Annotated in this window: 28 protein-coding genes; 5 read left to right on the top strand and 23 right to left on the bottom strand. The window is 71.4% G+C overall.

Going from position 1 to position 25,918, the window contains the following annotated elements; genetic code table 11:
• Position 1 precedes the first annotated feature (1 nt).
• The 4 genes from FS641_RS01395 to FS641_RS01410 all read right to left on the bottom strand — a co-directional run bounded on the left by FS641_RS01395 (position 2) and on the right by FS641_RS01410 (position 4,467).
• Positions 2-1,087, bottom strand: a complete 1,086-nt coding sequence (locus tag FS641_RS01395; protein WP_144758788.1) for an ABC transporter permease — start codon at positions 1,085-1,087, stop codon at positions 2-4.
• Positions 1,084-1,896: an ABC transporter ATP-binding protein gene (locus tag FS641_RS01400; protein WP_144758791.1), complete on the bottom strand. Its 813-nt coding sequence runs from the start codon at positions 1,894-1,896 to the stop codon at positions 1,084-1,086. Before FS641_RS01400 ends, FS641_RS01395 begins: the two co-directional genes overlap by 4 nt.
• Positions 1,893-2,717 (bottom strand): ABC transporter ATP-binding protein, encoded by an 825-nt coding sequence (locus tag FS641_RS01405; protein ID WP_144758794.1) that lies wholly within the window; start codon positions 2,715-2,717, stop codon positions 1,893-1,895. Before FS641_RS01405 ends, FS641_RS01400 begins: the two co-directional genes overlap by 4 nt.
• A 76-nt stretch (positions 2,718-2,793) precedes the next feature.
• A complete protein-coding gene (locus tag FS641_RS01410; protein WP_260855583.1) occupies positions 2,794-4,467 on the bottom strand; it encodes an ABC transporter substrate-binding protein in 1,674 nt (557 codons plus the stop codon).
• A gap of 169 nt (positions 4,468-4,636) precedes the next feature.
• On the opposite strand from FS641_RS01410, the gene FS641_RS01415 reads away from it, so the two are divergent.
• Positions 4,637-5,281, top strand: a complete 645-nt coding sequence (locus tag FS641_RS01415; RefSeq protein WP_144758800.1) for a TetR/AcrR family transcriptional regulator — start codon at positions 4,637-4,639, stop codon at positions 5,279-5,281.
• A gap of 22 nt (positions 5,282-5,303) precedes the next feature.
• On the opposite strand, the gene FS641_RS01420 is transcribed toward FS641_RS01415, so the two are convergent.
• The 19 genes from FS641_RS01420 to FS641_RS01510 all read right to left on the bottom strand — a co-directional run bounded on the left by FS641_RS01420 (position 5,304) and on the right by FS641_RS01510 (position 22,205).
• A complete protein-coding gene (locus FS641_RS01420) occupies positions 5,304-6,863 on the bottom strand; it encodes a DUF2142 domain-containing protein (RefSeq protein WP_144758803.1) in 1,560 nt (519 codons plus the stop codon).
• 67 nt (positions 6,864-6,930) lie between these two features.
• The gene (locus tag FS641_RS01425; RefSeq protein WP_144758806.1) at positions 6,931-7,554 is read right to left on the bottom strand and encodes a DUF1349 domain-containing protein; all 624 of its coding nucleotides are present in this window, start codon (positions 7,552-7,554) and stop codon (positions 6,931-6,933) included.
• 81 nt (positions 7,555-7,635) lie between these two features.
• Entirely contained in the window at positions 7,636-8,811 is a 1,176-nt protein-coding gene (locus FS641_RS01430) for a flagellar hook protein FlgE (protein WP_144758809.1), read from the bottom strand.
• Positions 8,812-8,857: 46 nt separating this feature from the next.
• Positions 8,858-9,289 (bottom strand): flagellar hook assembly protein FlgD, encoded by a 432-nt coding sequence (locus FS641_RS01435; protein ID WP_144758812.1) that lies wholly within the window; start codon positions 9,287-9,289, stop codon positions 8,858-8,860.
• A gap of 25 nt (positions 9,290-9,314) precedes the next feature.
• Positions 9,315-10,793 carry a flagellar hook-length control protein FliK gene (locus FS641_RS01440; protein ID WP_144758815.1) on the bottom strand — a complete coding sequence of 493 codons (1,479 nt, stop codon included), beginning with the start codon at positions 10,791-10,793 and terminating at the stop codon, positions 9,315-9,317.
• Positions 10,790-11,533: a C40 family peptidase gene (locus tag FS641_RS18520; protein WP_144758818.1), complete on the bottom strand. Its 744-nt coding sequence runs from the start codon at positions 11,531-11,533 to the stop codon at positions 10,790-10,792. The genes FS641_RS01440 and FS641_RS18520 overlap by 4 nt, the downstream gene beginning before the upstream one ends.
• Entirely contained in the window at positions 11,530-11,961 is a 432-nt protein-coding gene (locus tag FS641_RS01450; protein WP_144758821.1) for a flagellar FliJ family protein, read from the bottom strand. The genes FS641_RS18520 and FS641_RS01450 overlap by 4 nt, the downstream gene beginning before the upstream one ends.
• The gene (locus FS641_RS01455; RefSeq protein ID WP_144758824.1) at positions 11,961-13,289 is read right to left on the bottom strand and encodes a FliI/YscN family ATPase; all 1,329 of its coding nucleotides are present in this window, start codon (positions 13,287-13,289) and stop codon (positions 11,961-11,963) included. Before FS641_RS01455 ends, FS641_RS01450 begins: the two co-directional genes overlap by 1 nt.
• Complete coding sequence (locus FS641_RS01460; protein WP_144758827.1) at positions 13,286-13,921, bottom strand: hypothetical protein; 636 nt, start codon at positions 13,919-13,921, stop codon at positions 13,286-13,288. The genes FS641_RS01455 and FS641_RS01460 overlap by 4 nt, the downstream gene beginning before the upstream one ends.
• The gene (fliG, locus tag FS641_RS01465) at positions 13,914-14,945 is read right to left on the bottom strand and encodes a flagellar motor switch protein FliG (protein WP_144758830.1); all 1,032 of its coding nucleotides are present in this window, start codon (positions 14,943-14,945) and stop codon (positions 13,914-13,916) included. The genes FS641_RS01460 and fliG overlap by 8 nt, the downstream gene beginning before the upstream one ends.
• Positions 14,942-16,609, bottom strand: a complete 1,668-nt coding sequence (fliF, locus tag FS641_RS01470) for a flagellar basal-body MS-ring/collar protein FliF (protein WP_144758833.1) — start codon at positions 16,607-16,609, stop codon at positions 14,942-14,944. The genes fliG and fliF overlap by 4 nt, the downstream gene beginning before the upstream one ends.
• Entirely contained in the window at positions 16,609-16,938 is a 330-nt protein-coding gene (gene fliE, locus FS641_RS01475) for a flagellar hook-basal body complex protein FliE (RefSeq protein WP_144758836.1), read from the bottom strand. Before fliE ends, fliF begins: the two co-directional genes overlap by 1 nt.
• The gene (locus FS641_RS01480; RefSeq protein WP_144758839.1) at positions 16,938-17,333 is read right to left on the bottom strand and encodes a flagellar basal body rod protein FlgC; all 396 of its coding nucleotides are present in this window, start codon (positions 17,331-17,333) and stop codon (positions 16,938-16,940) included. Before FS641_RS01480 ends, fliE begins: the two co-directional genes overlap by 1 nt.
• Positions 17,330-17,674 carry a flagellar basal body protein gene (locus tag FS641_RS01485; RefSeq protein ID WP_144758842.1) on the bottom strand — a complete coding sequence of 115 codons (345 nt, stop codon included), beginning with the start codon at positions 17,672-17,674 and terminating at the stop codon, positions 17,330-17,332. Before FS641_RS01485 ends, FS641_RS01480 begins: the two co-directional genes overlap by 4 nt.
• Before the next feature lie 152 nt (positions 17,675-17,826).
• On the bottom strand, positions 17,827-18,108 hold the full coding sequence (locus tag FS641_RS01490) for a hypothetical protein (protein ID WP_144758845.1): 282 nt from the start codon (positions 18,106-18,108) through the stop codon (positions 17,827-17,829).
• Complete coding sequence (gene fliS, locus FS641_RS01495) at positions 18,098-18,532, bottom strand: flagellar export chaperone FliS (protein ID WP_144758848.1); 435 nt, start codon at positions 18,530-18,532, stop codon at positions 18,098-18,100. Before fliS ends, FS641_RS01490 begins: the two co-directional genes overlap by 11 nt.
• 13 nt (positions 18,533-18,545) lie before the next feature.
• Positions 18,546-19,931, bottom strand: coding sequence for a flagellar filament capping protein FliD (gene fliD, locus FS641_RS01500; protein WP_144758851.1), 1,386 nt, complete (start codon positions 19,929-19,931; stop codon positions 18,546-18,548).
• Positions 19,932-20,025: 94 nt separating this feature from the next.
• On the bottom strand, positions 20,026-21,261 hold the full coding sequence (locus tag FS641_RS01505; RefSeq protein WP_144758854.1) for a flagellin: 1,236 nt from the start codon (positions 21,259-21,261) through the stop codon (positions 20,026-20,028).
• A 125-nt stretch (positions 21,262-21,386) separates the two neighbouring features.
• Complete coding sequence (locus FS641_RS01510; protein WP_144758858.1) at positions 21,387-22,205, bottom strand: sigma-70 family RNA polymerase sigma factor; 819 nt, start codon at positions 22,203-22,205, stop codon at positions 21,387-21,389.
• A 411-nt stretch (positions 22,206-22,616) separates the two neighbouring features.
• On the opposite strand from FS641_RS01510, the gene FS641_RS01515 reads away from it, so the two are divergent.
• The 4 genes from FS641_RS01515 to fliW are packed head-to-tail and all read left to right on the top strand — an operon-like array spanning position 22,617 to position 25,797.
• Complete coding sequence (locus tag FS641_RS01515) at positions 22,617-23,102, top strand: flagellar protein FlgN (protein WP_144758861.1); 486 nt, start codon at positions 22,617-22,619, stop codon at positions 23,100-23,102.
• Positions 23,103-23,105: 3 nt separating this feature from the next.
• A complete protein-coding gene (flgK, locus tag FS641_RS01520) occupies positions 23,106-24,527 on the top strand; it encodes a flagellar hook-associated protein FlgK (RefSeq protein WP_144758864.1) in 1,422 nt (473 codons plus the stop codon).
• A gap of 2 nt (positions 24,528-24,529) precedes the next feature.
• Positions 24,530-25,411 carry a flagellar hook-associated protein FlgL gene (flgL, locus tag FS641_RS01525; RefSeq protein WP_144758867.1) on the top strand — a complete coding sequence of 294 codons (882 nt, stop codon included), beginning with the start codon at positions 24,530-24,532 and terminating at the stop codon, positions 25,409-25,411.
• On the top strand, positions 25,408-25,797 hold the full coding sequence (gene fliW / locus FS641_RS01530; RefSeq protein ID WP_144758870.1) for a flagellar assembly protein FliW: 390 nt from the start codon (positions 25,408-25,410) through the stop codon (positions 25,795-25,797). Before flgL ends, fliW begins: the two co-directional genes overlap by 4 nt.
• Positions 25,798-25,918 lie beyond the last annotated feature (121 nt).

Consider the following 25,918-nt stretch of genomic DNA (forward strand, 5'->3'; position numbering starts at 1 on the left):
ATCAGGCCTCCGTCTGGCGGGTGCGGGGATCGAGGATGGCGTAGGCGATGTCGGCGATGACGTTCGCGATGAGGACGGCGAGCACCAGCACGAGGAAGATCCCCTGCATGAGCGCGTAGTCCTTGGCGTTCGTGGCGTTGAGCAGCAGCAGGCCGATCCCCGGGTACGAGAAGACCATCTCCATGACGAGCGTGCCGCCGACGATGAACCCGATGGCGAGCGCGAAGCTCTGGATCTGCGGGAGCACCGCGTTGCGGGCGGCGTACTTCCAGAGCACCCGACGGTTCGGCATGCCCTTCGCCTGGGCGACGGTGATGTAGTCCTCGTCGAGCACTGTGAGCATCATGTTGCGCATGCCCAGCACCCAGCCGCCGAGCGAGACGATCACGATGGTGATCACGGGCAGCACCGCGTGCGAGACGACGTTGCTGATGAAGGGGCCGTTCCAACCCGGCTCCACGCCGATCTCGTAGGCGTGTCCGGCGGGGAACCAGCCGAGCGCCGTCGAGAACACCGCGATGAAGATGAGTCCGAGCCAGAAGTACGGGACCGTGCCCAGGAAGGTCGTCATCGGGACGAACGCGTCGAGGCGGCTCCCCCGGCGCCAGCCGATCACCGCGCCGAGGGCGGTGCCGATGAGGAACGAGATGATCGTCGCCACCCCGACCAGGCCGAGCGTCCACGGCAGCGCGGAGGCGATGGCCTCGCCGACCGGCGCCAGGCCGGTGGAGATGGAGATGCCGAGGTTGCCGTGCGCCAGCATGTTCCAGTAGTTGAGGTACTGCTCCCAGAGCGGCACCGACTTGTCGAGGCCGAAGAGCGCGCGGAGGGCCTGCTCGGCCTCCGGCGTGATCTGCCCGCGGCTCCGCGCCATGAACGCCTGCACCGCATCGCCCTTGAGCATGCGGGGCAGGAAGAAGTTCAGCGTGATCGCGGCCCACAGCGTGAAGAGGTAGAACACCACGCGGCCGCCGATGAAGCGCCACGGGATGCGGCTCCGGGGTCCGTCCGCGGTGGCTGCGGTGGTCCCGACGAGCGTCGGGTCGACCGGGGTCTGGTCGACGGGTGTCTGGACGTCGGCGCTCATCGCGCACCTCCTGGGTTCTGCGCGGCGAGCTCGGCGAAGTGCTTCTCCGGGTCCGGCGAGGCGGAGCGCAGTTCGCGCGTGTAGGGGTCCTGCGGGTGCAGGATGACGTCGTCCGCGGTGCCGCGTTCGACGACGCGGCCCTGGTTGAGCACCATGATCTCGTCGCTGAAGTGCCGTGCCGTGGCGAGGTCGTGCGTGATGTAGAGGACGCCGAGGCCCTCCTCACGCTGCAGCTCCGAGAGCAGACCGAGGACGCCGAGACGGATCGACACGTCGAGCATCGACACGGGTTCGTCCGCGACGAGGATCGACGGCCGCGACGCCAGCGCCCTGGCGATCGCGACGCGCTGCCGCTGCCCGCCGGAGAGCTCGTGCGGGCGACGGTCGATCACGGCGTCGGCGTCGAGGCGCACGCGCTCGAGGAGCCGGCGCACCTCGGCGTCGACCTCCTTCGCCGGCACGACGTGGTCCAGGCGCAGCGGCCGCTCGACGTGGTGTCGGATCGAGTGGTACGGGTTCAGCGAGGCGAACGGGTCCTGGAACACCATGCGCAGTTGCTGCCGGTACTTCCGCAGGCCCTTGCCGAACGTCGGGATCGGCTTGCCGTCGAGGAGCACGGTGCCGCTGCTCGGTCGTTCGAGCTGGGTGAGGATCTTGGCGATCGTGGACTTGCCGCTGCCGGACTGCCCGACGAGGCCGATCGTCTGGTGCGAGGACAGCGTGAAGCTGACGTCGTCGAGGGCCTTCAACTGGCCGGATCCCCGGACGTTGTAGACCTTCGTGACGTCCTGGAACTCGAGGGTCGTCATCGCGCGACCACCCCTTTCTCTCCGGTGAGGCGTGGGAACGAGGCGAGGAGCCGCTGTGTGTACTCGTGCTGCGGGCGGTTCCAGATCTGCTCGGCCGTGGCGAGTTCGACGATCTCCCCCGCACGCATGATCGCGATCCGGTCGCTGATCTCGAGCAGCAGCGGGAGGTCGTGCGTGATGAACACGACGGAGAAGCCGAACTCGTGGCGGAGCTGCGAGATCTGCCGCAGGATCTCGCGCTGCACGAGCACGTCGAGTGCGGTCGTCGGCTCGTCCATCACCATGAGCTGGGGCCGGAGCGCCAGGGCCATCGCGATCATCACGCGCTGCCGCATGCCCCCGGAGAGCTCGTGCGGGTACGAGCGACGCCGCTGGCCGCCGACCTTGACGATCTCGAGCAGTTCGACCGCGGCCCGGCGTCGCTCCGCGCGGCCGAGGTCGGGCCGGTGCACCTCGAAGACGTCCTCGAGCTGGGACCCGATCGTGGCGACCGGGTTGAGCGCGTTCATCGCGCCCTGGAACACCATCGAGATCTTGTCCCAGCGGAACCGGCGCATGCGCTCGGCGTCGAGCGCGTTGAGGTCGACGTCGGTGCCGTCCCGGTCGTGGAACGTGACGCTGCCGCTGGTGATGACGGCCGGCGGGCGGAGCAGGCGCTGGACGCCGTAGGCGAGCGTCGTCTTGCCGCAGCCGCTCTCACCGGCGAGCCCGACGATCTCGCCACGGCCGATGTCGAGCGTGACGTTCGTCACCGCCTGCACGGGCGGGTCGACGTCGTACACGACCGAGAAGTCGCGCACGGAGAGCAGGGTGTCTGTCATGGGTGATGTCGCTTTCGTGCTGGACCTGGAGGGGCGGCGCCGAGGACCTCGGCGCCGCCCCGAGTGGACGTGACGGTTACTTCACGGGCTTCAGGTTCATCAGCACCTGCACCGCCCAGGGCTGCGTCGGGTCCGCCGTCGCGTACTGGTTGTCCTCGCCGGGCCACCCGGTGAACTTCCGGGTGTTGTACTCACCGAGCTGCGGGTGCGTCCCGATCGGGATCGCCGGGACCTCGTCGACGAAGATCGTCTGGATCTGGTCGAGCAGCGACTTCCGGGTCGCGTCGTCCGACGCCGCGGCGTACTCCTGCAGGAGCTTGGTCGCCTCCGGGTTGTCGTACCGACCGAAGTTGTCGGCGACCTGCCCGTCGTTGGCCTGGTCGAGGTAGGCGCCGTTCATGGTGTCGTCGTAGATGTGCCACGGGTTCGAGCCGGAGCCCGTCCAGTGCAGCGCGGCGTCGAAGTTGCCCGTCGCGATGTTCGAGGTCCAGGTGTCCGCGTCCGGCGTCGCGACCTTGACGTCCGCGCCGAGGGTCTTCTTCACCTGCGTGGCGATGAGCTGGATGCCCGTGACGTAGTCGTTCCATCCCTGCGGGTTCGAGAGCGTGAACGACACCGCCTTGCCGGACGGGTCCATCAGGGCGCCGTCCTTCCAGGTGTACCCGGCGTCCTCGAGCACCTTCTTGGCGCCCGCGACGTCGATGGAGAACTCCTGGTCCTTGTACTTGTCGGCGATGTACTGGTCACCGGTCGGCTGCGGGATGCCGGTCACGTTCTTCAGCTCGGGGCCGGCGTTGCTCCGTGCCTTCTCGGCCTGCGCCTTGCGGTCCACGACCATGTTGACGGCTTTGCGGAAGGCGACGTCGTTGAACGGCGCCTTGGTGGTGTTCACCGTGATCATGTCCGGGCTGAGGATGTTCGCCGGCCAGAAGACGTTGTGCTTCTCGTCCTTGTCGACGTAGTTCTTCTCGAAGTCCGTGATGAAGATCTGCGCCCAGTCGGTCTGACCGTTCTGGAGGCTGCGGAGCAGACCGGTGTTGTCGTTGAACTCGAGGTACTTCAGCTGGTCGACCGGGACCTTGCCGCCCCAGTAGTCGGTGCGCGACTTCAGCACGACGCCCTGCGACGAGAAGGTCGAGATCGTGTACGGACCGGTCCCGACGGCGTCCTTGACGGCGTTCTTCGTCGGGTCCTTGATGTCCTTCCACTGGTGCTCCGGCACGATGCCGACCTGCAGCACGTCACCCTGCTTGACGAACTTCGACTCGCTGAAGCTCAGGACGACGTTCCCGCCCTCCTTCTTGACCTCGGAGAGCTTCATGCCGGCGAGGTCGAGCGCCGGGTTGTCCTTGATGAGCTCGTACGTGTAGACGATGTCGTCGGCCGTGAAGGCCTTGCCGTCGCTCCACTTCACCCCGGAGCGCGGCGTGACCGTGAGCTGGGTGTAGTCCTGGTTCCACTGCACCTTCGACGCGAGCCACGGCGTGGTCTCGTTCTTGCCGACGGGGTTGACCATCGCGAGGGGTTCGTAGATCATCCGGTCGTACCCGAGCGACATCCCGGAGCCGGTGCTGATGAACGGGTTGTTGATCTGCGTGGCGAGGACGGCGGCTCCGTCCGGCTTGGCGATCGTCAGGGACGACTCGCCTGAGCCGCTCGAGCCGCCCTGGCCGTTGCCGGCGCAGCCGGTCAGCACGAGCGCACTCATCGCCACGACGGCACCCGCAGTGATCAGGTGTTTCTTGAGCATCATTGCTTCCTTCTCGGGAACGACGTTGTTTCCGCAACCTGCCGAACAGGTGACTTCGCCAGACCGTAGCCGACTTACTGACCAGAAAGCAAGCCTCAACTTACTCACGAGAAAGCACATCGTTCAAGGGTGGTATCTTCAGGCAGATCGAGCAGGAGACCGGAGCACGATGACGACGGCGAACAGCATCAGCCCGCGTCCCGAGACCGAACGCCGACGGCAGGACATCCTCGCCGCGGCGGTCGAGACCTTCGGCGCGAAGGGGTCGACGAACGGCACCCTCGCCGACATCGCCGAGCAGGTCGGCATGACCAGGGCCGGGGTCCTGCACCACTTCGGCTCGAAGGAGGCCCTCCTCCGCGCCGTCCTGGAGTACCGGGACCGCGACGACGTGGCACACCTCGACGGTCAGCAGATGCCAGGCGGGCCGGCGATGTTCGCGCACCTGGTGGCGACGAGCCTGCAGAACAGCCTCCGGCCCGGGATCGTGCAGGTCTACACGGTGCTCTCAGCGGAGTCGGTCACCGACGACCACCCGGCGCGGGCGTACTTCGAGCGGCGGTACCGCACGCTCCGTTCCGACATCGCCGCGGCGTTCCGCGAGCTCTGCGCGCAGGAGCACGTGACGGACGAGCGGAGGATCGACACCGGCGCCGCGTCGATCCTCGCCGTGATGGACGGCCTGCAGCTGCAGTGGCTCCTCGACCCCGGAGCGGTCGACCTCGCTGCAGCGAGCGAGTTCGCGATCCAGGCCGTCGTGCACGCGGTCCTGCACCCGACAGTGCCGGTCGCCTCCTACGCCGAGGGCGTCTGAGGCGGAACGCTCCGGACGGACCTCAGTAGACGACCCAGCACCACGTCACGGCAGCAGCAACGAGCGCTCCGACGGTGACCGTGGAGAAGGTGACGGCTGCGGCGCGTTCGCTCATCGTCACCCGGATGGGCAGCAGCATGCCGAGTCCCGCGGCCAGCGGCACGAAGAGCGGGAGCCAGTAGCGGCCTTGCACGCCGTTCGCGTCCGCCGCGCCGACCGTCGAGAACGTCAGGTACAGGGTCGTGATGATGGCGATGACCGACACCGCAGCCACGGCCACGTGCACCAGGCCGGCGACGGGCGCGCGCCCGTCGCCCCGCAGGGCGGCGAGCACGAGCACCACGATGAGCGCCACCGCGACCGGCTGCGGGACGAACACCGAGTTCGTGCCGAGCATCGTGATCGACCCCTCCACCCATGACGACCCGTACTGCACGAAGGTCCGACCGATCACCCCGACGAGGTGGAACGGGTCGGCGATGATCCCCTGCAGCTGCAGATGGCGGTCGACGCTCGGCCAGTCGGGCACCTGCGTGCGGATGGCGTCGGCGATGTCCGATGCACCGGCCGACAGTGCGGCGCCGATGCCCGCGACGACGACGAACGCGACCGCCTCGACGGCGAGTGCCCACCACCGCCGGAGTCCGAGCGCGACCCCCGGGACGGTGAAGAGCAGTGGGAGCAGGAGGATGTAGGTCGGTTTCGCCGCGACGACCCCGAGGGCTGCGACCACGGTCAACGCCAGCAGGGGCCACCCGGCGCGAGCGGTCCGGTTCCGGAGCGCCAGCACCCCGGCGACGAACAGCAGCGCCGTCCCGTTCGACAGCGTGTCAGCGGTGATGATCGACGCCTGGAAGACGCTCTGCGGCAGGAGGGCGACGATGGCCACCAGCCAGCGCCACCGGCTCCCGCGGAGGACGAAAGCGGCGGCGGAGACCAGCAGCACGTACACCAGTCCGGACATCGCCTTGCCGAGCAGCACGATCCCGGCGACGTCGAGGCCGAGCACCGTCCCGATGCGCATGCCGAGGGCGGCGGGTGCGTAGGCGACGAAGCTCGACGCACCTGCGTTCGTGAAGTCCTCCAGCTTCGTCGGACTCCCGGCGGTGAGGTGGACCGCACCGTAGCGCTCCAGGTCCGGACCCAGAGCGACGTCGTGTCGCTGCCAGTACTGACCGCTGGTCCGTCCGGCGTTCGAGGCGTCCGTGCCCTCCAGCTCGTAGTCCGCCAGCGCCGTCGGGATCTGACCCCCGTACTGCAGCTTCGGCGTGATCGTGTCCACCTCGAGCTGCCCGCGCGACACCTGCCACGCCCGGAACGTGTGGTGCATCTCGTCGAGCCCGAAGCCCGCCGGGACGACGGCGACGAAGACCCCGACGAACACCGTCGCGATGAGCGAGAACACCAGCGGGAAGGACACCAGCGCCCGGACCACCCGGTTCGGCCGCCGCGTCACGACCGACCGGCGGTCGCGCTCGATCCGGCCGTCGACCTGATCGCGCTCGACTCGGTCGTCCGTCGCCGGGTCCGTCTCGGCGGCTGCATCCGTCCGGGGCTGAACGTGAGTCCCTGTTTCGTCCACCGGAACACTCTACGGGTCGGGACGGCTCCGACCGCTGACACGGCACGCCTGGCGCGTGACCGTCGTCTCAGGAGCCGTCGCGGAGGTCGTGGAGCGTCGCTCCGTCGTACCGGATCGTGTCGAAGACCGCCGTGCAGCCCTCGCCCAGCGGGGACTGCGCCAGGAACCCGACGGACCACGGCGACGGCGTGACGGGCAGCCGGAACGTCCGGACGAAGTCCCACTGCGACCCGTCGTCCGACGAGTGGAACGCGATGGACGGGCCGGATCGTGCCACCCGCAGGAACACCGCGGGTGCGCTCAGCAGAGGGCCGTTGCAGTCGTCAGAGAACCGGTCGGTGACGACGCTGACGACCATGGCGGCGCCCTGCGGCGAGTACTCGTTGCAGAGCTTCGCCCAGTGGTCCTGATCGGACCAGAGCGCCAGCGCTCCTGCGTCGAAGGTCGTCCGCACGCCGGGGACGTGGACCCGCGCCGAGAAGACGAAGTCCCCGTCGGGGACGGCGAGCGCCAGGGCGCGGGCGGCGTGCTGCTGTTCGCCACCCGCGGCGTCGTTCGTCCAGTCGACCCCGGCTTCCGACTCGAGCGTCACCGAGCCCCGCTCCGCGTCGGACCTCGCGCGGCCCGGGCCGTTCACCCACGCGAGCGTCGGCAGGCCGGGGACGTCGACGGAGATCTGCGGCGTGCTCATGCCGTCGACGGTACCGACACGGGGCCGACTGAACCGAAGGCCCCGCCGACCCCGACCTCGTCCGCCACGACGGCGGGATCGTCAGCGCTTCAGGTTCGTCAGCTCCTGCAGCACCTCGTCCGAGGTGGTGATGATGCGGGCGTTGGCCTGGAAGCCGCGCTGCGCGACGATGAGGTTCGTGAACTCCTGCGACAGGTCGACGTTCGACATCTCGAGCGTCCCCGACGCCAGCGAGCCGACGCCGGCCGAACCCGGCGCGCCGATCGCGGCCTGGCCGGAGTTCGCGGTGGCGCGGTAGCCGGAGGCGCCGGTCTTCTCGAGGCCGGCCGGGTTCGCGAACGTGGCGAGGGCGATGCGTCCGATGGCGAGGGACGACCCGTTCGAGAACGAGCCGACGACGGTGCCGTCCTTCGAGATGGTGTACCCCTGCAGCGCCCCGGCCTCGTGCCCGTTCTGCGAGGAGATCGATGCGGTGTTGAGGCCGGCGAACCCGGAGAGTTGGGTCATGTCGACGGTGATGTCACCGACCGCCAGGGTGGCGCCGCTGGTGATCTTGCCGTCGGTGCCGAAGGTGATCGCGCCGGTCGCCGCCGTGCCCTGACCGTTCGACGCGGAGACGGACCAGCCGTCCTGCGTGCGCTTGTACGCGAGGGTGAGCGTGTGCTTCGTGCCGTTCTGGTCGTACACGGTGGCGTCCCGGTTGAGGACCTCGTTGACCGGGGTCTCGGACGGCAGGTTGCCGGTCACCGTCGCCGAGGACGTCGCCGTCGCGGGTGCTGCCGCGTCGAGCGGGAGGACGATGTCGGTCAGACCGCCGCCGTCGTTGACGACGCCGTTCGTCGCCGAGTACCCCTGCACGATCTTGCCGTCGGGGCTCACGAGTCGGCCGTCGGCGTCGAAGTCGAACGCCCCGGCACGGCTGTACACCGTGTCGTTGCCGAGCCGCGTGACGAAGAAGCCGTCACCCGAGATCATCAGGTCCGTCGCCTTGCCGGTGGCCTGCGCGGAGCCCTGGGCGAAGTTCGTGGACACGCCGGCGACCTGCACGCCGAGGCCGATCTGCGCGGGGTTCGTGCCGCCGATGCCGGTCTGCGGCCCGCCGGCGCCCTGCGTCATCTGCGACAGGGTGTCCTGGAACACCGTGGACGAGGCCTTGAAGCCGACGGTGTTGACGTTGGCGATGTTGTTGCCGGTGACGTCGAGCATCTCCTGGTGGGAGCGGAGCCCGGAGATCCCGGAGTAGAGCGAGCGGAGCATGGTGTGTTCCTTCCAGAACGAGGGACGAGGTGGAGCAATGAGGAGGTCAGGCGGTCTTGATCCCGGAGATCACGTCGAGATCGACCTCCTTCCCGTTGACGGTCACGGTCGGCACGCTGTTCGCGTACGACACGGCACTCGCGGCACCGGTGACCGATGCACCGGAGGCGGCGTCCGTGTAGGTGACCTGCTTGCCGACGAGGTTCGCCGCGGCGATGCGCATCTGCAACGAGAAGTTCTCGTTCCCCGTGGTGGTCTGGTTCGTGATCTGCTCCATCATCGCGAGCTGCGTCTGCTGGCTGATCATCTGGTTCGTGTCCATCGGCGAGGACGGGTCCTGGTTCTGCAGCTGCGTCACGAGCAGCTTCATGAACACCTCGGAGTCCATCGTCTGGGACTTCTTGGTGGCGGCGTTCGCGGCGAGGGCGGCGGCCTGCGCGGCCGTGTCCACGCTGCCCGTGATCGAGTCGATCGGCATCGGTGCTTCTTTCTCGTGGGGCTGGTCAGGCGAGGACGTCGAGTCCCGCGCTGCGGACGGAGGTGGAGGCGGGCGCGGCGGGTCTGACGGGGGCGGGTCGAGCCTCCAGGCCGTCGCCGCGTGCCGGACGGTCGCCGCCGCGCCCGTCGCGACCCGGGGAGGACCCCGCGTCGCGTTCCGGGTGGTTCTGGGACGACAGGTCGAGGGTGGTCGCCACGCCGGACGTGGCGGCGTCACGACGCAGGTCCGGCAGGACCTGCCGGACCGCGTCGCGCCCGGCGTCCGAGGCCGCGAACAGCTCGACGTGCATGCCGTGCGCGGTGACGTGCGCGCGGACCGTGACCGGGCCGAGCGTGTCGGGCACGACCTGGACCGTGACGACGTGGTCGCCGGGCCCGGCCTGCGCGAGGGTGAAGACGGGGCGTGCGAGCTGCTGGGCGAGGGGGGCCGGCGGGGTGGCGGGCGCGGTGGTCGGCGTGGACGCCGCCGCGACCGCGGGTGCGGTCGGTGCGGCGGGGAGCGCGAACGTCGCGTCGGTCCGGACGACCGCACCGGCCGGGAGGCTCGGCTCGGCCTGGGCGCGTGCGCTCGCGTCGCGCTGCGGGTCCACCGGCGCCGCCACCGAGGTCGTCGTGGTCGCCGCGGATACCGGAGTCGCCGCCGGTGCCGAGATCGCCGCCGGTACCGAGGCCGCCACCGGAACCGCCGCCGGTGCCGGGGTCGCCGCCGGTGCCGGGGTCGTTGCGGGGGCCGCGGGGGCCGCGGCGCCGGGCGCGGGGCTCGCCGTTCCACCCGGCATGCCCGTGGCGGGCGCGGTGGCCGCCTGGGCGACGTTCCGCGCCGGGCGACCGCCCACGGGTCCCGCTGTCCGCGCGGTGTCGGTCTGCGCGAGGTCCCGTGCGGCGGACGCGGCGGGAGCGCCAGGTGCGGCGGGCGGGCCGGCGGTCGCGCCGGCGGCTGCGTCCGCGACGTTCCGCGCCGGCCGACTGTCCACGGGCTCTGCGGTCCGCGGGGTGTCGGTCAGCCCGAGAACCTGCGGAGCCGCGCCCTCGGCGCTGGCCGCGCCGGACGCGGCGGCGGCGTTCAGCGCCACGCGACTGTCCACGGGTCCTGCGACCCGCGCGGTGTCGGCCAGCGCGACGCCCGGCACGGGTGTCGCGACCGTGAGCGCGCCGGAGGGCACGGTCGGCGCCGCGGTGGCGTCGTCCGGCCGTGCCGCCGCGTCGGACCGACGGTCGTCGACCGCCGACGCTCCGGTGCTGCCAGGAGCCCCGTCTGCGCCGACACCTGGACCGGTGGCCGCAGCAGCGGCACCCGCATCCGCGTCGGCACCCGGTCCGGCAGCGGGACCGGAGCCGGCGCGTGCAGGCCCGCGGGGCGGGACGTCGGACGCGGCGGACATCGCGGCGTCGAAGCCGGCGGCCGACCGACCCGACGCCGTCGACGACCGAGCGGACGCTGACGCCGGCGCGGAGGGCGGGCTCGTGGGCATCGTCACGGTCATGCTGCGGCGCTCCCGGACTGCATCATCGCCATCAGGGCAGCGGTCTGCAGGTCGGTCCCGCTCGTGCTCCTGGTGGCGGCGACCGACTGGGCCGCCTTGGTCGCCGCGGCGTCCTGCGCGGACGGGACGATCCGGCGGATGGTGGCGATGTCGGAGTCCTTGTACCAGTTGTCCACGATCCGGACGTCCTTGCCCGGGCGCGGGGCGTGCAGGACCTTGCCGTCGCCGACGTAGATGACGACGTGTCCCTCGCCCTTCGGGATGATGAGGTCCCCCGGCTGCGCCTGGGCCAGCGACGGCACCGCGACGCCCATCTTCGCCTGGTCGGGCACGACCCGCGGCATCGTGACCCCGAGGTCCTTGAACACGGTCTGCACGAGGCCCGAGCAGTCCATGCCGGACCGTGTCGTGCCGCCGAACACGTAGGGCACGCCGAGGTACTTCTTCGCGTCCGCGACGACGTCGTCCCCGGTGGCACCGCTGCCGGTCGCGACGGTGCCCTTCCCGGCGTCGACCGAGGTGGTCGGGGCACCCGGCGCGACGGCTCCGGTCGCGCCGGCGCCGGACGTACCGGTGCCGGACGTACCGGCGCCGGACGCACCGGCGAGGGCGGACGCGAACGCCGCGGACGAGTCCGCCGTCGACGCCGAGGACGTCGACCCGGCGGTGTCGCCACCGGCGAGTGCGTCGATCTGGGAGCGGATCGCGGAGATCCGGCTCAGGACGGCGTCGAGGCTCATCGGGGGTCCTCCGTGCTGCGGCGGCGCGCCGCGATCTCGTCGAGGGCGGTCTGTTCGGCGCGCAGGTCCTCGGCCGCCACGCGCTCGGAGTGCTGGGTCTCGAGCTTCTCCAGGCCGAGCGCGGACCGCCGCGCCTCGGTGTACGCGGCCTGCGCGGCGTCGGCATCGGCGCGCCGGTGCTGCACCACGGCGTCGAGCTCCTGGAGCATCCCGCGGGTCGCAGCCCGCGCGGCGGCGACGGCACTGAGGGTCGCGGCGTCGTCGACCGACATCGCGCTCTCGGTGTCGTCGAGGGTGCGGCGGGCGGCGACCCGGGCGTCGGCGGCGTCCCGCACCCGGTCGTTCGCGGCCGCGAGGACCGCCGCTGCCTGGTCCTGCTCGGCGTGCCGGAGTCGCAGGAGTCCGGCGAGGGGGAACCGTCTGGCCATCAGACACCTCCGAGCTGCTGCACGAGCGCGTCGAGGCGGTCCCAGGACGACGCCGCGCTGGCACGCTCGTCCATGCCCTGGCGGAGGAACGCGTCGATCGCGCCCTGGTGGTCCACCGCGGAGTCCACCAGGGGGTTCGAGCCGCGCTGGTACGCGCCCACGTCGAGCAGGTCCTGCGCGGCACGCCGTGCGGCCATCACCGAGCGCAGCGTCGTCGCGGCGGCGCGTTGCCCCGGCGTGGTGACCTTCGACGCGACACGGGAGATCGACCCGAGGGCGTCGACGGACGGGAAGTGCCCGGTCACGGCGAGCTTCCGGTCGAGCACCACGTGCCCGTCGAGGATGCTCCTGGCGGCGTCGGCGATCGGCTCGTTGTGGTCGTCGCCGTCGACGAGCACGGTGTAGATACCGGTGATGCTGCCGGCGCGGTCCGTCCCGGCGCGTTCGAGCAGCCCCGCGAGCACGGAGAACGTCGACGGCGGGTAGCCCCGGGTGGCCGGCGGCTCCCCCACGGACAGGCCGATCTCGCGCTGCGCCATCGCGACGCGGGTGAGCGAGTCCATCATCAGCACGACGTCCTGCCCGGCGTCCCGGAACGACTCCGCGATGCGGGTCGCGACGAACGCGGCACGGAGACGCATGAGTGCGGGTTCGTCGGACGTCGACACGACCACGATCGACCGGGCGAGCCCCTCGGGCCCCAGGTCGTCCTCCAGGAACTCCCGGACCTCGCGCCCGCGCTCCCCGACGAGTGCGATGACGTTCACGGCGGCGTCGCTCCCCCGCGCGACCATCGACAGCAGTGACGACTTGCCGACACCGGAGCCGGCGAACAGGCCCATGCGCTGTCCACGGCCGACGGTCGTCAGGGTGTCGAGCACGCGGACGCCGAGCTGCATCGGCGCCTGGATGCGGGCGCGCGCCATGGCGTTCGGCGTCGGGTGGTCGAGGTCCACCCAGGCGTCGACGTCGAGCGGCCCGCGGTCGTCGATCGGGCGGCCGAGCCCGTCGAGCACCCGACCGAACAGCCCGACACCGGTGGGGACGAGCACGGGTCGCCCCGTCGGCCGGGCCGCGGTACCCGCCGTGATGCCGGTGAGTCGTCCGAGCGGCATGCAGCGCACGCCGGCGGCGTCGGTCGCGACGACCTCGACCGCGGTGGGCCGGTCGCCGTCGTCGCCGACGAGCACGACCTCCCCCACCCGGGCGTCGAGCCCGGCGACGGTGAGGCCGAGGCCGACCGCGCTCGTCACCACGCCGACCCGCTGCGGGGCGGCGAGGGCCACGGCGGCGTCGAGCGTCCGCGGGCGGAGCAGCGTCGTCGTCATGCGGTCACCCCGAGCGCGTCCGCCGCACGGGCGAGTGCCGCACCGATCCGGGCGTCGAGCATGCCGTCGGGCAGGTCCACGACGGCGTCGCCGTCCGCGAGCGACGCGTCCGCCCGGACCGGCACCGGCAGGTCGACGCCCGCGACGGCCGCGGCGTCCGCGGGGCTCAGCCGGACCGCGATCGCGACCGTGTGGTCGACGGAGGCGAGCGCCCGTCGGACGGTCGCCTCCGCACCGGGGACGAACCGTGCCTCCCGTCCGGCATCGGCACCGTCTACCGGACGGGAGGCCCGGATCCCGTACCCGACGGCGGCCTCGGCGAGTTCCATGGCCGCCGCGACGACGCTCTGTTCCGCGGATTCCAGGACCGGTACGGTGCGCGCGACGAGCGCGTCCGTCATGGCACCGAGCACGGCGATCCGTCTGGCGGTCTCGGCCTCGAGCTGCGCGACCCGGTGGGCGTGGGTCGCCGCGAGCTCGGCGCGGAGCGCGTCCGTCTCCGCCTGGGCGGCACGGAGCCCCGCGGCGTACCCGGCGGCGTGGCCGCGGACCTCGGCACTGGCGGCGCGTTCGCGGAGCCCGGCATCGGCGACGACGGGGAACGCCAACGGCGCGAAGGCGGCGTCACTCAACGAGCTCGTCCTCCTCCGCGCGGTGGACGGTGATGACGCCCTGCGCCTCGAGCTCGCGGACCGACCGGACCACCTCGGCACGCGCCTCCTCGACCTGCGACACGCGCACCGGGCCCATCGCCTGCAGCTCGTCGTCGAGGAGCTGCCGGTTGCGCTCGGAGACGTTCGCGCGGATGGTCTCGACGACCGGGCCAGCGGCGCCCTTCATCGCGGTCGCGAGCACCTTCGAGTCGATCCCGCGCAGCACCTGCTGGATGTCGCGGGCCTCGAGCTTGACGATGTCCTCGAACGTGAGCATCCGGGAGCGGATGTCCTCGGCGAGTTCCGGGTCGCGCGCCTCGAGACCGTCGAGCACGGCCTTCTCGGTGGCGACGTCCGAGCGGTTGATGATGTCGACGAGGGGCTGGATGCCGCCGACGACCTCGACGCTCTCGCGCGGCGAGACGACGGCGCCGGCGCGCTGGCGGAGCACACCGGCGACGATGCCGACGGCCTCCGGTGTCGCCGAGCCCATCGTGGCGAACGCCTGCGCGACGTCCGTGCGGGCACGCTCGTCCACGCCGGCGAGCACGGCGCTCGCCTGGCCGGGCTTGAGGTGCGCGAGGACGAGCGCGATGGTCTGCGGCAGCTCGCCCTCGAGCAGCGTGATGATCTGCCCGGGTTCGGCGTCGTCGAGGAACTCGAACGACTGGCCCGCGAGGTTCGAGGCCAGGCGGTCCATCACGCCCGCGGCGCGCTCGGCACCGAACGACGCCTCGAGCAGCCCGAGGGCGGTCTCCTTGCCGCCACGGCGCTGGGAGCGGCCGGTGCGGGTCATCCGGTGGAACTCGGTGATGGTCTGGTCGACCACCGCGTCGTCCACCCGGCGCATCCGGACGATCTCGGCGGAGATCTCCTCGGCCTCGAGCTCGGAGAACTGCTTCATCACCTCGGCGGCGCGCTCGGTCTCCATCTGCAGCAGGATGAGCGCGACCTTCTGTGCGCCGCTCAGGGCCCGGTCGCTCGGTGCAGCGGCGGCGTTCACACCGTCGTCCGGTCGTCGAGGAGCCCGCGGAGGAGCTCGGCCGTGCGCTTCGGGTCACGCTCCGCGAGGGCCGCGATGTCCTGGCGACGACGCTCGGCGGTGACCTCGTCGGTGGTGAGCACCTCGGTCGGCGCGTCGTCGACCGGCAGCGCGGGCAGCGCGACGGTCGGGGCGTCCCCCGCGCCGAGTTCGCTGCGCTGATCGGCGGCGTCGACGGCGAGCGGCAGCTCGAACGCGCTGCCGAAGGCGTCGAGCTCGCCGACGTCGACCGCCTCGCGCTCCTGGCGACGGCCGCGGCGGAGGAGCACCACGACGAGGGCGATGAGCGCCAGGGCGATGCCGATGACGATGCCGGCCGTCCGGATCGCCGACCACATCGCCTCCTGCTGGTCGGCCTGCTGCTGCGCCTTGAGGGCCTTCGCGGCCTCGTCGGCGGTGCTGGTGTCGAAGTCCATCATCGCGACCTTGACCTGGTCGCCTCGGACGGTGTCGGCACCGGCCGCCGCTGCGACGAGGTCGTTGATGCTCTGCAGGTTCGCGTTCTGCACCGACGCCGCCTTGCTGTTGAGCGCGACCGACACGGTCTGCCGCTGGACCCCGCCGGCCGGCATCTGCGTGGTCTCCGTGGTGTGGTCGACGGCGTTGTTCTTCGTCGCCGACTCGTTCGTGTACCCACCGGTGCCGGTGCCGCTCGTCGCGGTGCCGTTCGGGACGGCGATGTTGTCCGGGCCGAGGACACCGGTCGCGCCGTTCGCCCCGGCCGCGCCGGCGCCGTACTGCTCGGTCGTCGACGACTCGTTGAGCGCCACGGGGCCGGTGGTCGGCGTCGCGTAGGACTCCGACGTGCGGGTGCCGGTGTCCTGGTTCATGGTCGCGGAGACCACGACGCTCGCGTTCCCGGCGCCGAGCGTGGTGTCGAGCAGGTCCTGGATCTTCTTCGACGTGGTCGCGTCGTAGTCGGCGGCCTGGTCGGCGCCGGAGCCGGTCGCACCGGTGCCGACGGCCGAGAGGGTCTGGCCCTTCTGGTCGACGACGGACACGTCGGTGGGCTGCATGCCCTCGACCGCGGCGCTCGTCAGGTGCACGATCGCCTGGACCTGGTCGGTGGTGAGCTGCTGGCCGTTCTTCGTGGCGATGAACACCGACGCCGTCGGGTCCTTCTCCTCGGAGACGAACACCGACTTCTCCGGGATGGCGAGCTGCACGGTGGCGGTCTGCACGCCGTCCATCGCGGAGATCGTCTTCGCGAGCTCGCCCTCGATCGCCCGCTTGTAGGTGACGTCCTGCTGGAACTCCGAGCTCGTCACGCCCATCTTGTCGAGCAGCGAGTAGCCGCCCTCGTTCGACGACGGCAGACCGTTCGACGCCGCCTTGAGCCGCTCGGTGTAGACGGCGGACTGCGGCACGAGGATCGTCGCGCCGCCGTCGGTGAGCTGGAACGGCACGCCGTCCGTGGTCAGCTGGTCGGTGACGCTGCTGGCGTCCGCCGCGGCGAGCCCGGTGAACAGCGGGGCGTAGGACGGCTTCCCGAGCCAGGACGCGAGCGCGACCCCGCCGAGGACGAGGGCGGCGACGCCGAGGATCGCGATGGTGCGCTGGGCGGCGGAGAAGCCCTTGACGTAGGCGCCGAGGCGTCCGAACACGTTCTGCAGTGCGGCGGGCATCAGGCCTGCATCCGCATGATCTCGTTGAACGCGTCGACGCCCTTGTTGCGCACCGCGGCGACGAGTTCGAGCGTGACCTGGGCGCGGGTGGACGCGATGGTGGCGTCGTGGATGTCGTCGAGGTTGCCGGTGACGGCCTTGAGCGCGAGGGTCTTCGACGTGCTCTGCAGCTCCTGCAGCCCGTCGACGGCGTTGCCGAGGCTCGAGGCGAAGGAGCCGTCGACGCCGGTGGTCGGCTCGGCGGTGGTGGCGGGCGTCGTGGCCTGGTTCGTGCCGAACACCCCGGAGAGGGCGTTCGTGGTCACGCCGTTGACGGCGTCGATGGGCATCAGTTCTTCCCGATCTGCAGTGCCGCCTCGTAGGCGGTCTTGGCGCGGTCGACCACGGCGGCGTTCGCCTGGTAGCCGCGCTGGGCCATGATGAGGTCCGCCATCTGGGTGCCGAGGTCGATGTCCGGCATGCGGACGTAGCCCTCGGCGTTCGCGAGCGGGTTGTCCGGGTCGTAGGTGACGCGGCCGGCGGCGCTGCCGAACGCGGCGCCCTTCACGTAGGCACCGGACACGCCGTTGCCCTCCTGCACCTCGACGTAGCGCGCCTGGAACGCGCTGTCGTCCATCGACCGGACGGTGTTGACGTTGGCGATGTTGTCCGAGATCGCGTCGAGCCACTTCCGGTGCACGGTGAGGCCGGTGCTCGCGATGCCGATCGCGTCGAAGGTCGTCACGAGTTCGTCCGCATCGCCGCACGGACGCTGGTGAGCTCGGAGTTCATCGCCTGCGTCGCGAACTGGTAGCGCAGCACGGTGTCGACGTTCGAGAGCGTCTCCTCGTCGAGGTCGACGTTGTTGCCGTTCGTGTTCGTCGGCTCGAGGCTGCGCGCGACTGTCGGCGTCGTGTGGCCGTTCCCCTCGACCACGGACTGCGCGAGCGCGTCCTCGAACTGCACCTTCTCGGCGTGGTAGTTCGTGGTGTTGATGTTCGCGATGTTGTTCGCGATCACGCGCTGACGCATCGAGAGTCCGTCGAGCGCGCTCTGCAGCGCTGCCGACGTCACGGAGTCGAACACGGAAGGGTCCCCTCGGCTGGACGACGTCGCGTGTGGGCGAGGTCGTCGTGCGGTGGTGGCCGATCCGTGGCCGGTGGTCGAGCGATCCGTGCTCCCCAGCGCCTATCGGAGCGCCGGTCGGTGCCGGTTAGCGGTCGCCCCGAACGGGGGGCTCAGGCGGAGGCGTCGAGGTACACCGAGCGCTGCGGTTCGCGGGTCGCGTCGACGGCGCGGAGCGCACCGAGGTGCTCCAGCGTGCCGCGGCGCTCCTGTTCGAGGACCGCGATGCGGTCCCGCTGCGCGGCGAGCAGCCGGGAGGCCCGCCCCACCAGGTCCCGCGGCACCGGGCCCAGCTCGGCCGGTTCGCGCCACGGGGCCGGGTCGTCCGTGGCCGTCGCCTGCTCCAGGGTGGTGAGCACGGCCTCCCATGCGGCGTGCTGCTCGTCAGGCGACACCGAGCGCGCCGCCCGTCGTGTGCCCGACCGGCGCCGGCGTCGCCGGCAGCGCCGCTGCCGCCTCGTGCCAGGCCTGGCGGAGCGGTTCGAGGATGCGGATGCAGTCGCGCGTGGCCTGCACGTCGCGGTGCACGTTCGCGGTGATGAGCGACGTCGACGCGTAGTTGTAGACCGCGAGGAGGCCCTCGCCGCCGTCCCACGCGTCGATGCGCAGCGTGGCGGAGAGCTCGCCGACGATCGCCTGGGCGTGCAGGAGCTGCTCGCGGGCGGTGTCCCAGTCGGCGGTGCCCTGGGCGGCCTCGGCGCGGTGCAGGTCGAGCAGCAGCCGGTCGTAGAGCATCGTGACGAGCTGCGCGGGCGTCGCGGAGAGGACGGCCTCGCTGGTGTACTGCGCTCGACGGCGCACGGTGGACTTGTCGTACATGGTGTCTCCTCGCTCAGCTCGACGTCGACAGCGAGGAGAGCTGGCCGCTGAGCCAACTCGACTGGGACTTCAGGGAGCTGAGGCTGGTCTCGAGCGCCGTGTACTGCGCCTGCAGCGTCGCACGACGCATGCTGAGGCGGTCCGTCCAGGCGTCGATCTGGTCGTTGAGGTCCTTGACCACGGACTGCTGCCCGGTGATCGAGGTGGTGATGGAGCCGGTGTACTTGTCACTGGCGGCGTTCGCGGCGTCGGCGACGTTCTGGGCGATCCCGGACAGGACCGCCTGCGTCCCGGCGGGGTCGGCTGCCAGGGCCTTCTGGAACACGTCCTGGTCGAAGTCGAACGTGCCGTCCTTCTGGATGACGACGCCGATGGTCGAGGGCGATCTGCCGTTCACCGGGGTCGACATCGCACTGCTCACCCGCTGCATCGCGGAGCGGGTGGTCGCGTCCCCGAGGAGCACGCCGGCCGTGGTGGTCGTCGTCCCGTTCGTGGGGCTCGTCGTGCTCGTCACCCCGGTGTTCTGGGAGTAGTACGACGAGATCGCGGTGAAGGCGTCGACGAGGCCGGAGGCGACCGACTGCGCCTTGGATGCGTCCCGGCCGATCGTCACCGTGACGGGGTCCGTCGAGGTCGTGCTGACGTTCACCGACACCCCGGGGAGCAGGTCGGCGAAGCTGTTCGTCGCACTCGTGACCGTCTGCGCCGCAGCGGTCCCGGCGTACAGCGTCACCGCGGCGTCGGCGGCCTGGCGGACCACGGCGGCGCCGGGCTGCGTGAAGACGTCCGTCGCCGAGCCGGCTGCGACGTCGGCGGCGCTCCCCCGGTACAGGGAGAAGCCGTTCGCCGCGCCCGTCGCGTTCGACGACACCTGGAGGCGGTAGAGCTTCGTGCCGTCGGCCGCGGTGCCGGACGCGACCTTCGTCGCCGTGACGCCGGCGGCGGCCTTGTTGATCGCCGACACCGTGTCGTCGAGCGACCCGGACGCCGGAGCGAGTTCGACCTTCGTCCCGTCCGGCTTGACGAGCGTCAGGGGCGACGCCTGGTCGGACCACGTCGCCATCGCGGCGGTGACGCCCACCTTCGCGGCGGCCGTGGCGTCGACGGTGAACGACACTGAACCGGTTGCCGCGCCGGTGCCCGTGCTCGCCGTGACCGAGGACGACGAGCTCGTCGCGGTGAACAGCGACAGGGACGTCGGTGCCGCGGCCGCGGTGGCCTTCGTCGCCAGGCTCTGGAACAGGCCGTTGATCGTCTGCAGGGACGAGATGAACGAGTTGGTCGAGGTGACCTTCGTCTTGAGCAGGGTCTGCGGGACCTGCTCGATGGTCATCAGCGAGTTGATCAGGTCGGTCGTGTTGAGGCCGCTGACGAGGCCGTCGATCCCGAGGCTGGACATCGCCGATGCTCCCTGCTGTCTGCTGGTGGACGTGGAGGGGGTGCTCCGCCTCCGCCGACACCCGAACGGTCAGCGGAGGCGGAGCGTGCTGCGACTAGCGGAGCAGCGAGAGGACGCCCTGCGTGCTCTGGTTCGCCTGCGCGAGCATCGAGGTGCCGGCCTGGCTGAGGATGTTGTCGCGCGTGTACTTGACCATCTCCTCTGCCATGTCGACGTCGGTGATGCGGGACTGCGCAGCGGTCAGGTTCTCCTTGGCCACGTTCGTCACGTTGATGGCGTGGTCGAAGCGGTTCTGGATGGCACCGAGGTTCGAACGAGCCGACGACACGTTCTTGATCTGCGCGTCGATCGCCCGGATGGCCGCCTGAGCGTCCGCCGCGGTGTCGAAGTTCAGACCGACCTTCGTGTCGGCGTCCGCGGCCTTGCCCGAGACGACGGTCGTCGGGTTGGTGGCTGCGTTGTCCGAATCGAGCGGACTCTTCGTGGCAACGGTGCCGCCGTCGTTCGCGCGAACGACGAAGCCGGTGGCGGCGCCGTTCGCGTCACGGACGGTCGATGCCGTGTAGCTGCCGGAGAACTTCGCGTCGCCGTTCAGCGCCGTGACGTACTCATCGATGCTGGCGAAGTCGTCGTAGCCGGTGGCCGGAGCCGCCTTCGCCGCACCGTGCAGCGTGCCCGTCGTCACAGAGGTCGTGACCTGAGCACCGTCGTCGCCCGTCTTGGTGGACGAGAACGACAGCGGCTGGTTCGAGAGCGCCTTGACGTCGGACACCGTGAACTGCGCACCGCCGGTGGCTGCACCGGTGGCGAGCGCGGTCGCGATCTTCTGGACGTTCGCACCCGACAGGTCGACCGAGATCTGGCTGTCGCTGTCGCCGTTCGCCCCGACCTGGAACTGCAGGGTCTTCGAGCTGTTGAGCAGCGAGGTGCCGTTGAAGTTGGTCGACGACGCGATGCGACCGAGCTCCTGCTGGAGCTGGTTGACCTCGGTGGTGATCGCGGTGCGCGAGTCGGCGTTGTTCGAGTCGTTGCCGGCCTGCACGGCGAGGTCGCGCATGCGCTGGAGGATCGAGTGGGTCTCGGTGAGACCACCTTCAGCGGTCTGCACGACGGAGATGCCGTCCTGCGCGTTGCGGGCGGCGACCGTGAGGCCACCGACCTGGGACTTCAGTCCCTCGGAGATCGACAGACCGGCAGCGTCGTCGGCAGCACGGTTGATGCGGAGGCCGCTCGAGAGCTTCTCGAGGGACTTCGACAGGTCGTTCTGCGTCGCGTTGAGGTTCCGGTACGTGTTGAGTGCCGAGAGGTTGGTGTTGATGGACATACCCATGGTGAATTCCTCCGTGAAGTCTGGGTCTTCGCCGGCCCGTCCGTGGGCTGGCATGGTGTCCTCTCGGCCGGTCGGCCGGAGGCGTTAGGAGAACCGCCCGGATTCCTCCGGGTGGTCCCCGCGTCTCAACTCGCGGCCACCTGGTGACCGGCGGTGGCGTCGTGGACGGCGCGGGCGACACCGACCGCGGCGTTCGCGGCGACCTTGGCCAGGTACGCGCTCCGCCGTGCCGCCGTCGTCCGGGACGCCGGCTCCGGAGCCGGGCCGCCGTCGCCGTAGTGCGTGGCGAGGCCGTCGCGGAGGAGCCGCATGGCCTCGGAGCGCTGCTGAGACACGGCCGAGTGGGTGATGCCGAGTTCGGCGGCGACGTCGGTGACCGTCCGGTCGCCGAAGTAGACCGCCTCGACGATGAACCGCATCCGCTCGGGCAGCGCCTCGACCGCGGCGCGGAGGTAGCGGCGACGCTCGGCCTCGACGAGGTCCTCGCCGGGGAGCGGCAGGTCGGCGGCGACGGTGTCGTGGACGGTCTCGTCGATCGGCGTGACGACCCGACCCGCGTCGTGCATCGCGTCCGCCGCGGTCTGCCGGTCCACGCCCATCGCGTCGGCGATCTCCTGCACGGTGACGGTGCGGCCGAGGCGGGAGGACAGCGCCTCCTGCGTCGCGAGGGCCTCGCGGATCCGCTTCCGGGTGCCACGGCTCGCCCAGTCGGCGCTCCGCATGTCGTCGGCGATGGCGCCGGTCACGCGGGTCCTGGCGTAGGCGCCGAACGGCACGCCGAGGGTGGGGTCGAACGCGTCGGCGGCGGCCACGAGGGCGAGTGCGCCGACGGCGGCGAGGTCGTCGCGGTCGAGGTGGGTGGCGCGGGACCGGACGTCCGCGACGATGTACCCGACGAGCGGGAGGTGCTCGACGACCATCGCGTTGCGTTCGGTGCGGTCCATGCTGATCCCCTGGTCGTCTCGACTGGTGTGACCCGTCCGTGGGCATGGCGGACACCGGCCGCGTCGAGGCCGGTGGTACGCCGAAGAGTCGCCCGGGTCCCTCCGGGCGTCGCACCCGCGCCCGGGATCTGTCCCCCGAGGAGTGCGCTTCGAATGTATCGGCTGGCAAACGGCTGAACAGCCCCTCACCCGTCCCCAGTGCGGGGGTGTGGCGGCGTTTCCGGGTCGGCACTTCGGAGGACAGGAGCGCAGGAACGGGCGGTGGTGTCCCCCGGACTGGAGGCGCGGCGCGCCACGGCCGCCCGGCGCACGTCCGTGGTGGCCCGGCTCGCGCCACCGGTGGCTTACGCCCAGCGGCACCCGACCGATAGTCCCCGGTGTCCGCAGGATGAACGACATCGGGAGGAGATGATGAGCGTGAACGACCTGTCCGCCGTGCTCTGGCGCGAACGAGAACTGCTCGAACTGCTCACCTTCAAGCTCGAGGAGGAGCAGCTGCTGCTCGCCGCCGGGCGCTCCCGCTGGGTCTCGCACGCCAACCGCGAGGTCGAGCAGGTCCTCGAACGGCTCCGCTCCACGGGCCTCGAGCGCAGCGCGCAGAGCGCCGCCGTGGCCGAGGAGTGGGGTGTGGACGCCGACGCACCCCTGCGTGACGTCGTCGCGGCCGCGCCGAGCGGGCCGTGGGGCGAGATCCTCGCGTCGCACCTCCGCGCGATGGTCGAGCTGACCACGCAGATCGGTGCGCTGCGGGACGAGAACGACCGCTTCCTCCGCACGGCCGCCCAGGCCACCGAGGAGACGCTCGCCGGTACCGTCGGCGACGCCGCGACCTACGACGCGACCGGGTCCTCCGGGCACGGCTCCGGCGAAGCCCGCCTGTTCGACGGGAACCTGTAGACGATGGTCAGCACCTTCGGGTCCCTCGCCACCGCGTCCTCCGGCCTCGCCGCAGCCCGCGCGGGCATCGACGTCGCCGGGCAGAACATCGCGAACGCCGGCACCACGGGCTACACGCGGCAGCGCGTGACGCAGTCGGCGGTGCCCGCGGCGCAGACCGGCTTCATGCGCGGGACGGCCGCACTCGCGGGGCAGGGCGTCTCCGTGGACGGGATCGCTCGTCTCGGGTCCCTCACGCTGGACGCCGGCGTCCGCGCGGCGGCGGGGTCCTCCGCGTACGCCACGGCCAGGGGCACCGGGCTCGACCAGCTCGAAGCGGGTCTCCACGAGCCGGGGAGCGACGGCCTCGCGACGAAGCTCGACGGGCTCTGGTCGGCATGGAGCGACCTGGCGACCCACACCGACGACCCCGGCGCCGCAACGGCCCTCCTCGGCGCCGCCCGGACCGTCGCGGCCACGCTCGCGAGCGGCTCGGAGGCCGTCGACGCGCAGTGGTCGAGCGTCCGGAGCACCGTCGCCGGGCAGGTCGCGCAGCTCAACGACGCCGCCGAGCAGGTCGCGAGCCTGAACGGCCGCATCCGCTCCGCCCTCGCCGGTGGTGCCAGCGCGAACGAGCTCATGGATCAGCGCGACCAGCTCACCGAACAGATCGCCTCGCTGGCCGGCGGCACCACCCGCACCAACGCCGACGGCACCGTGGACGTCCTGATCGGCGGCAACCCGCTCGTGCAGGGCACCGATGCCCGGAGCGTCGCCCTCGGCGGTGCGACGAAGATCGGCGACGCCGGCGCCGTCACGCTCTCGTGGACCTCCGGCTCCGGCTCGGCCGTGGCACTCGACGGTGGCTCGATCGCGGGCAACGTCTCCCTGCTCGCGCCGGCGCGCGCCGACGGCACCGGGGGTGCGCTCGCGCAGGCGTCCGCGGCCTACGACGCCGTCGCGACGTCGCTGGCGACCCAGGTGAACGCGCTGCACCGCACGGGCACGACCCCGGGCGGGGCGACAGGCACGGACTTCTTCGGTCTCACGGCCGGCGTGCCGGCCGCGCAGGGGCTCACCGTCCTCCCGACCGACGGCGACGGCATCGCGACGCGGAACGCGGCGGGCCAGTACGACGGTTCCCTCGCCGACGCGATCGGGGAGCTGGGGAAGGCCGTGGACGCTCCCGACCGGACCTGGGCGACCTTCGTGGCGGGAGTGGGCACGGCCTCCCGGTCGGCGACGTCCGAGGCGACGCTCACCGGTCTCGCCCTGACCAACGCACGCACGCAGCAGCAGGCGGGTGCCGGGGTCGACCTCGACGAGGAGAACGTGGCCCTGCTCACCTACCAGCACGCGTACCAGGGTGCCGCGCGCGTGCTGACGGCCGTCGACGAGATGCTCGACACCCTCATCAACCGCGTCGGCCTCGTCGGGAGGAGCTGATCGTGATCACCCGTGTCACCACCCAGATGTCCATGGCTGCGGCCACCGGTCGGCTGCAGGCCGGCGCGGCGAAGCTCGCACAGCTCACCGAGCAGGCCACCACGCTCAAGGCGATCGGCAAGCCCTCGGACGACCCGGTCGGGACGGCGTCCTCGATGCAGGTCCGCAAGGACCAGGCCGCGAACGCGCAGTACACGCGGAACGCCGACGACGCCGCCGGGTGGCTCGCCACCACCGACAGCGCACTCGGGGGCGTCTACGACGTGCTCGCGAAGGTGCGGGACCTGACCGTGCAGGCCGCGAACAGCGGCACGATGAGCGACGCCGACCGGGACGCGTTCGTCACGCAGTTCCGCGCGCTCTCCGCCGACCTGCAGGCGAGTGCGAACACGCAGTACGGCTCGCGGTCGGTCTTCGCCGGCGCGTCCCCCGCCGCGACCGCGTACGACCCCACGACCGGCTGGGCGCCGTCGTCGGCCCCCGTCGACCGGCGCATCGGGGACGGCAGCACCGTGCGTGTCGACACGCCAGGTGCGTCGGTGTTCGGATCGGGGTCGACCTCGGTCTTCGCCATGATCGACTCGATCGTCGGCGACCTGCAGAACGGCGTCAACGTGAACTCCCGCCTGAACGACGTCGACGCGCACATCGCCACCGTGCGCGGTGCGCAGGCCGATGTCGGTGTCCGACACGCGGCCGCGATTGCAGCGCAGTCGTCGTTGAAGTCGTCCTCGGTCGACCTCGAGACCCGACGCTCCTCGATCGAGGACAAGGACCTCGCGGGCGCCGTCCTCGACCTGCAGGTGCAGCAGACCAACTACCAGGCAGCCCTCGCCGTCACCGCGAAGGTCCTGCAGCCGACCCTGATGGACTACCTCCGATGATCGACCTGACCTTCGCCGTCGCCCCGTTCGGCCTCGAACCCCTCGTCGCGTTCACGCTGACGCCCGTCGCGGGAGCAGACGGCCTGTTCACCCTCGTCGGGGTCGGCACCACCGCGTCCGGCGTGACCGCGCCGAAGATGTTCCTCCTCGACGCCGCGGTGCACCTGCCCGACTACGCGCCGTCCCTGTCCGACGAGCAGGCGGCGACGATCGGACTGACCGCCCCGGAGGACGCGATGCTCCTCGTCGTGGCCACGCCCGGAGCGTCCGGCACGACCGTGAACCTGCTCGCGCCGGTGGTCGTGAACGCGCGGACGTCGGTCGGGGCGCAGTTCATCCTCGAGCAGCAGGACCTGCCGTTGCGCGCGGAGCTCGCGGCGCGGTAGGGGGCGCCGTCTTCTCACCCGCGGGGAGTCGACTCGTCCGTCCGGCCGGCCGGCCGGACGCCCGCCCGGAGCCGACTCGGAACGACAGCGTCGCTGTCGTACGACGTCGACCTTGTCGCAC

The sequence above is a fragment of the Curtobacterium sp. 9128 genome, assembly GCF_007673775.1.
In the GTDB taxonomy this organism is placed as follows: Bacteria; Actinomycetota; Actinomycetes; order Actinomycetales; family Microbacteriaceae; genus Curtobacterium.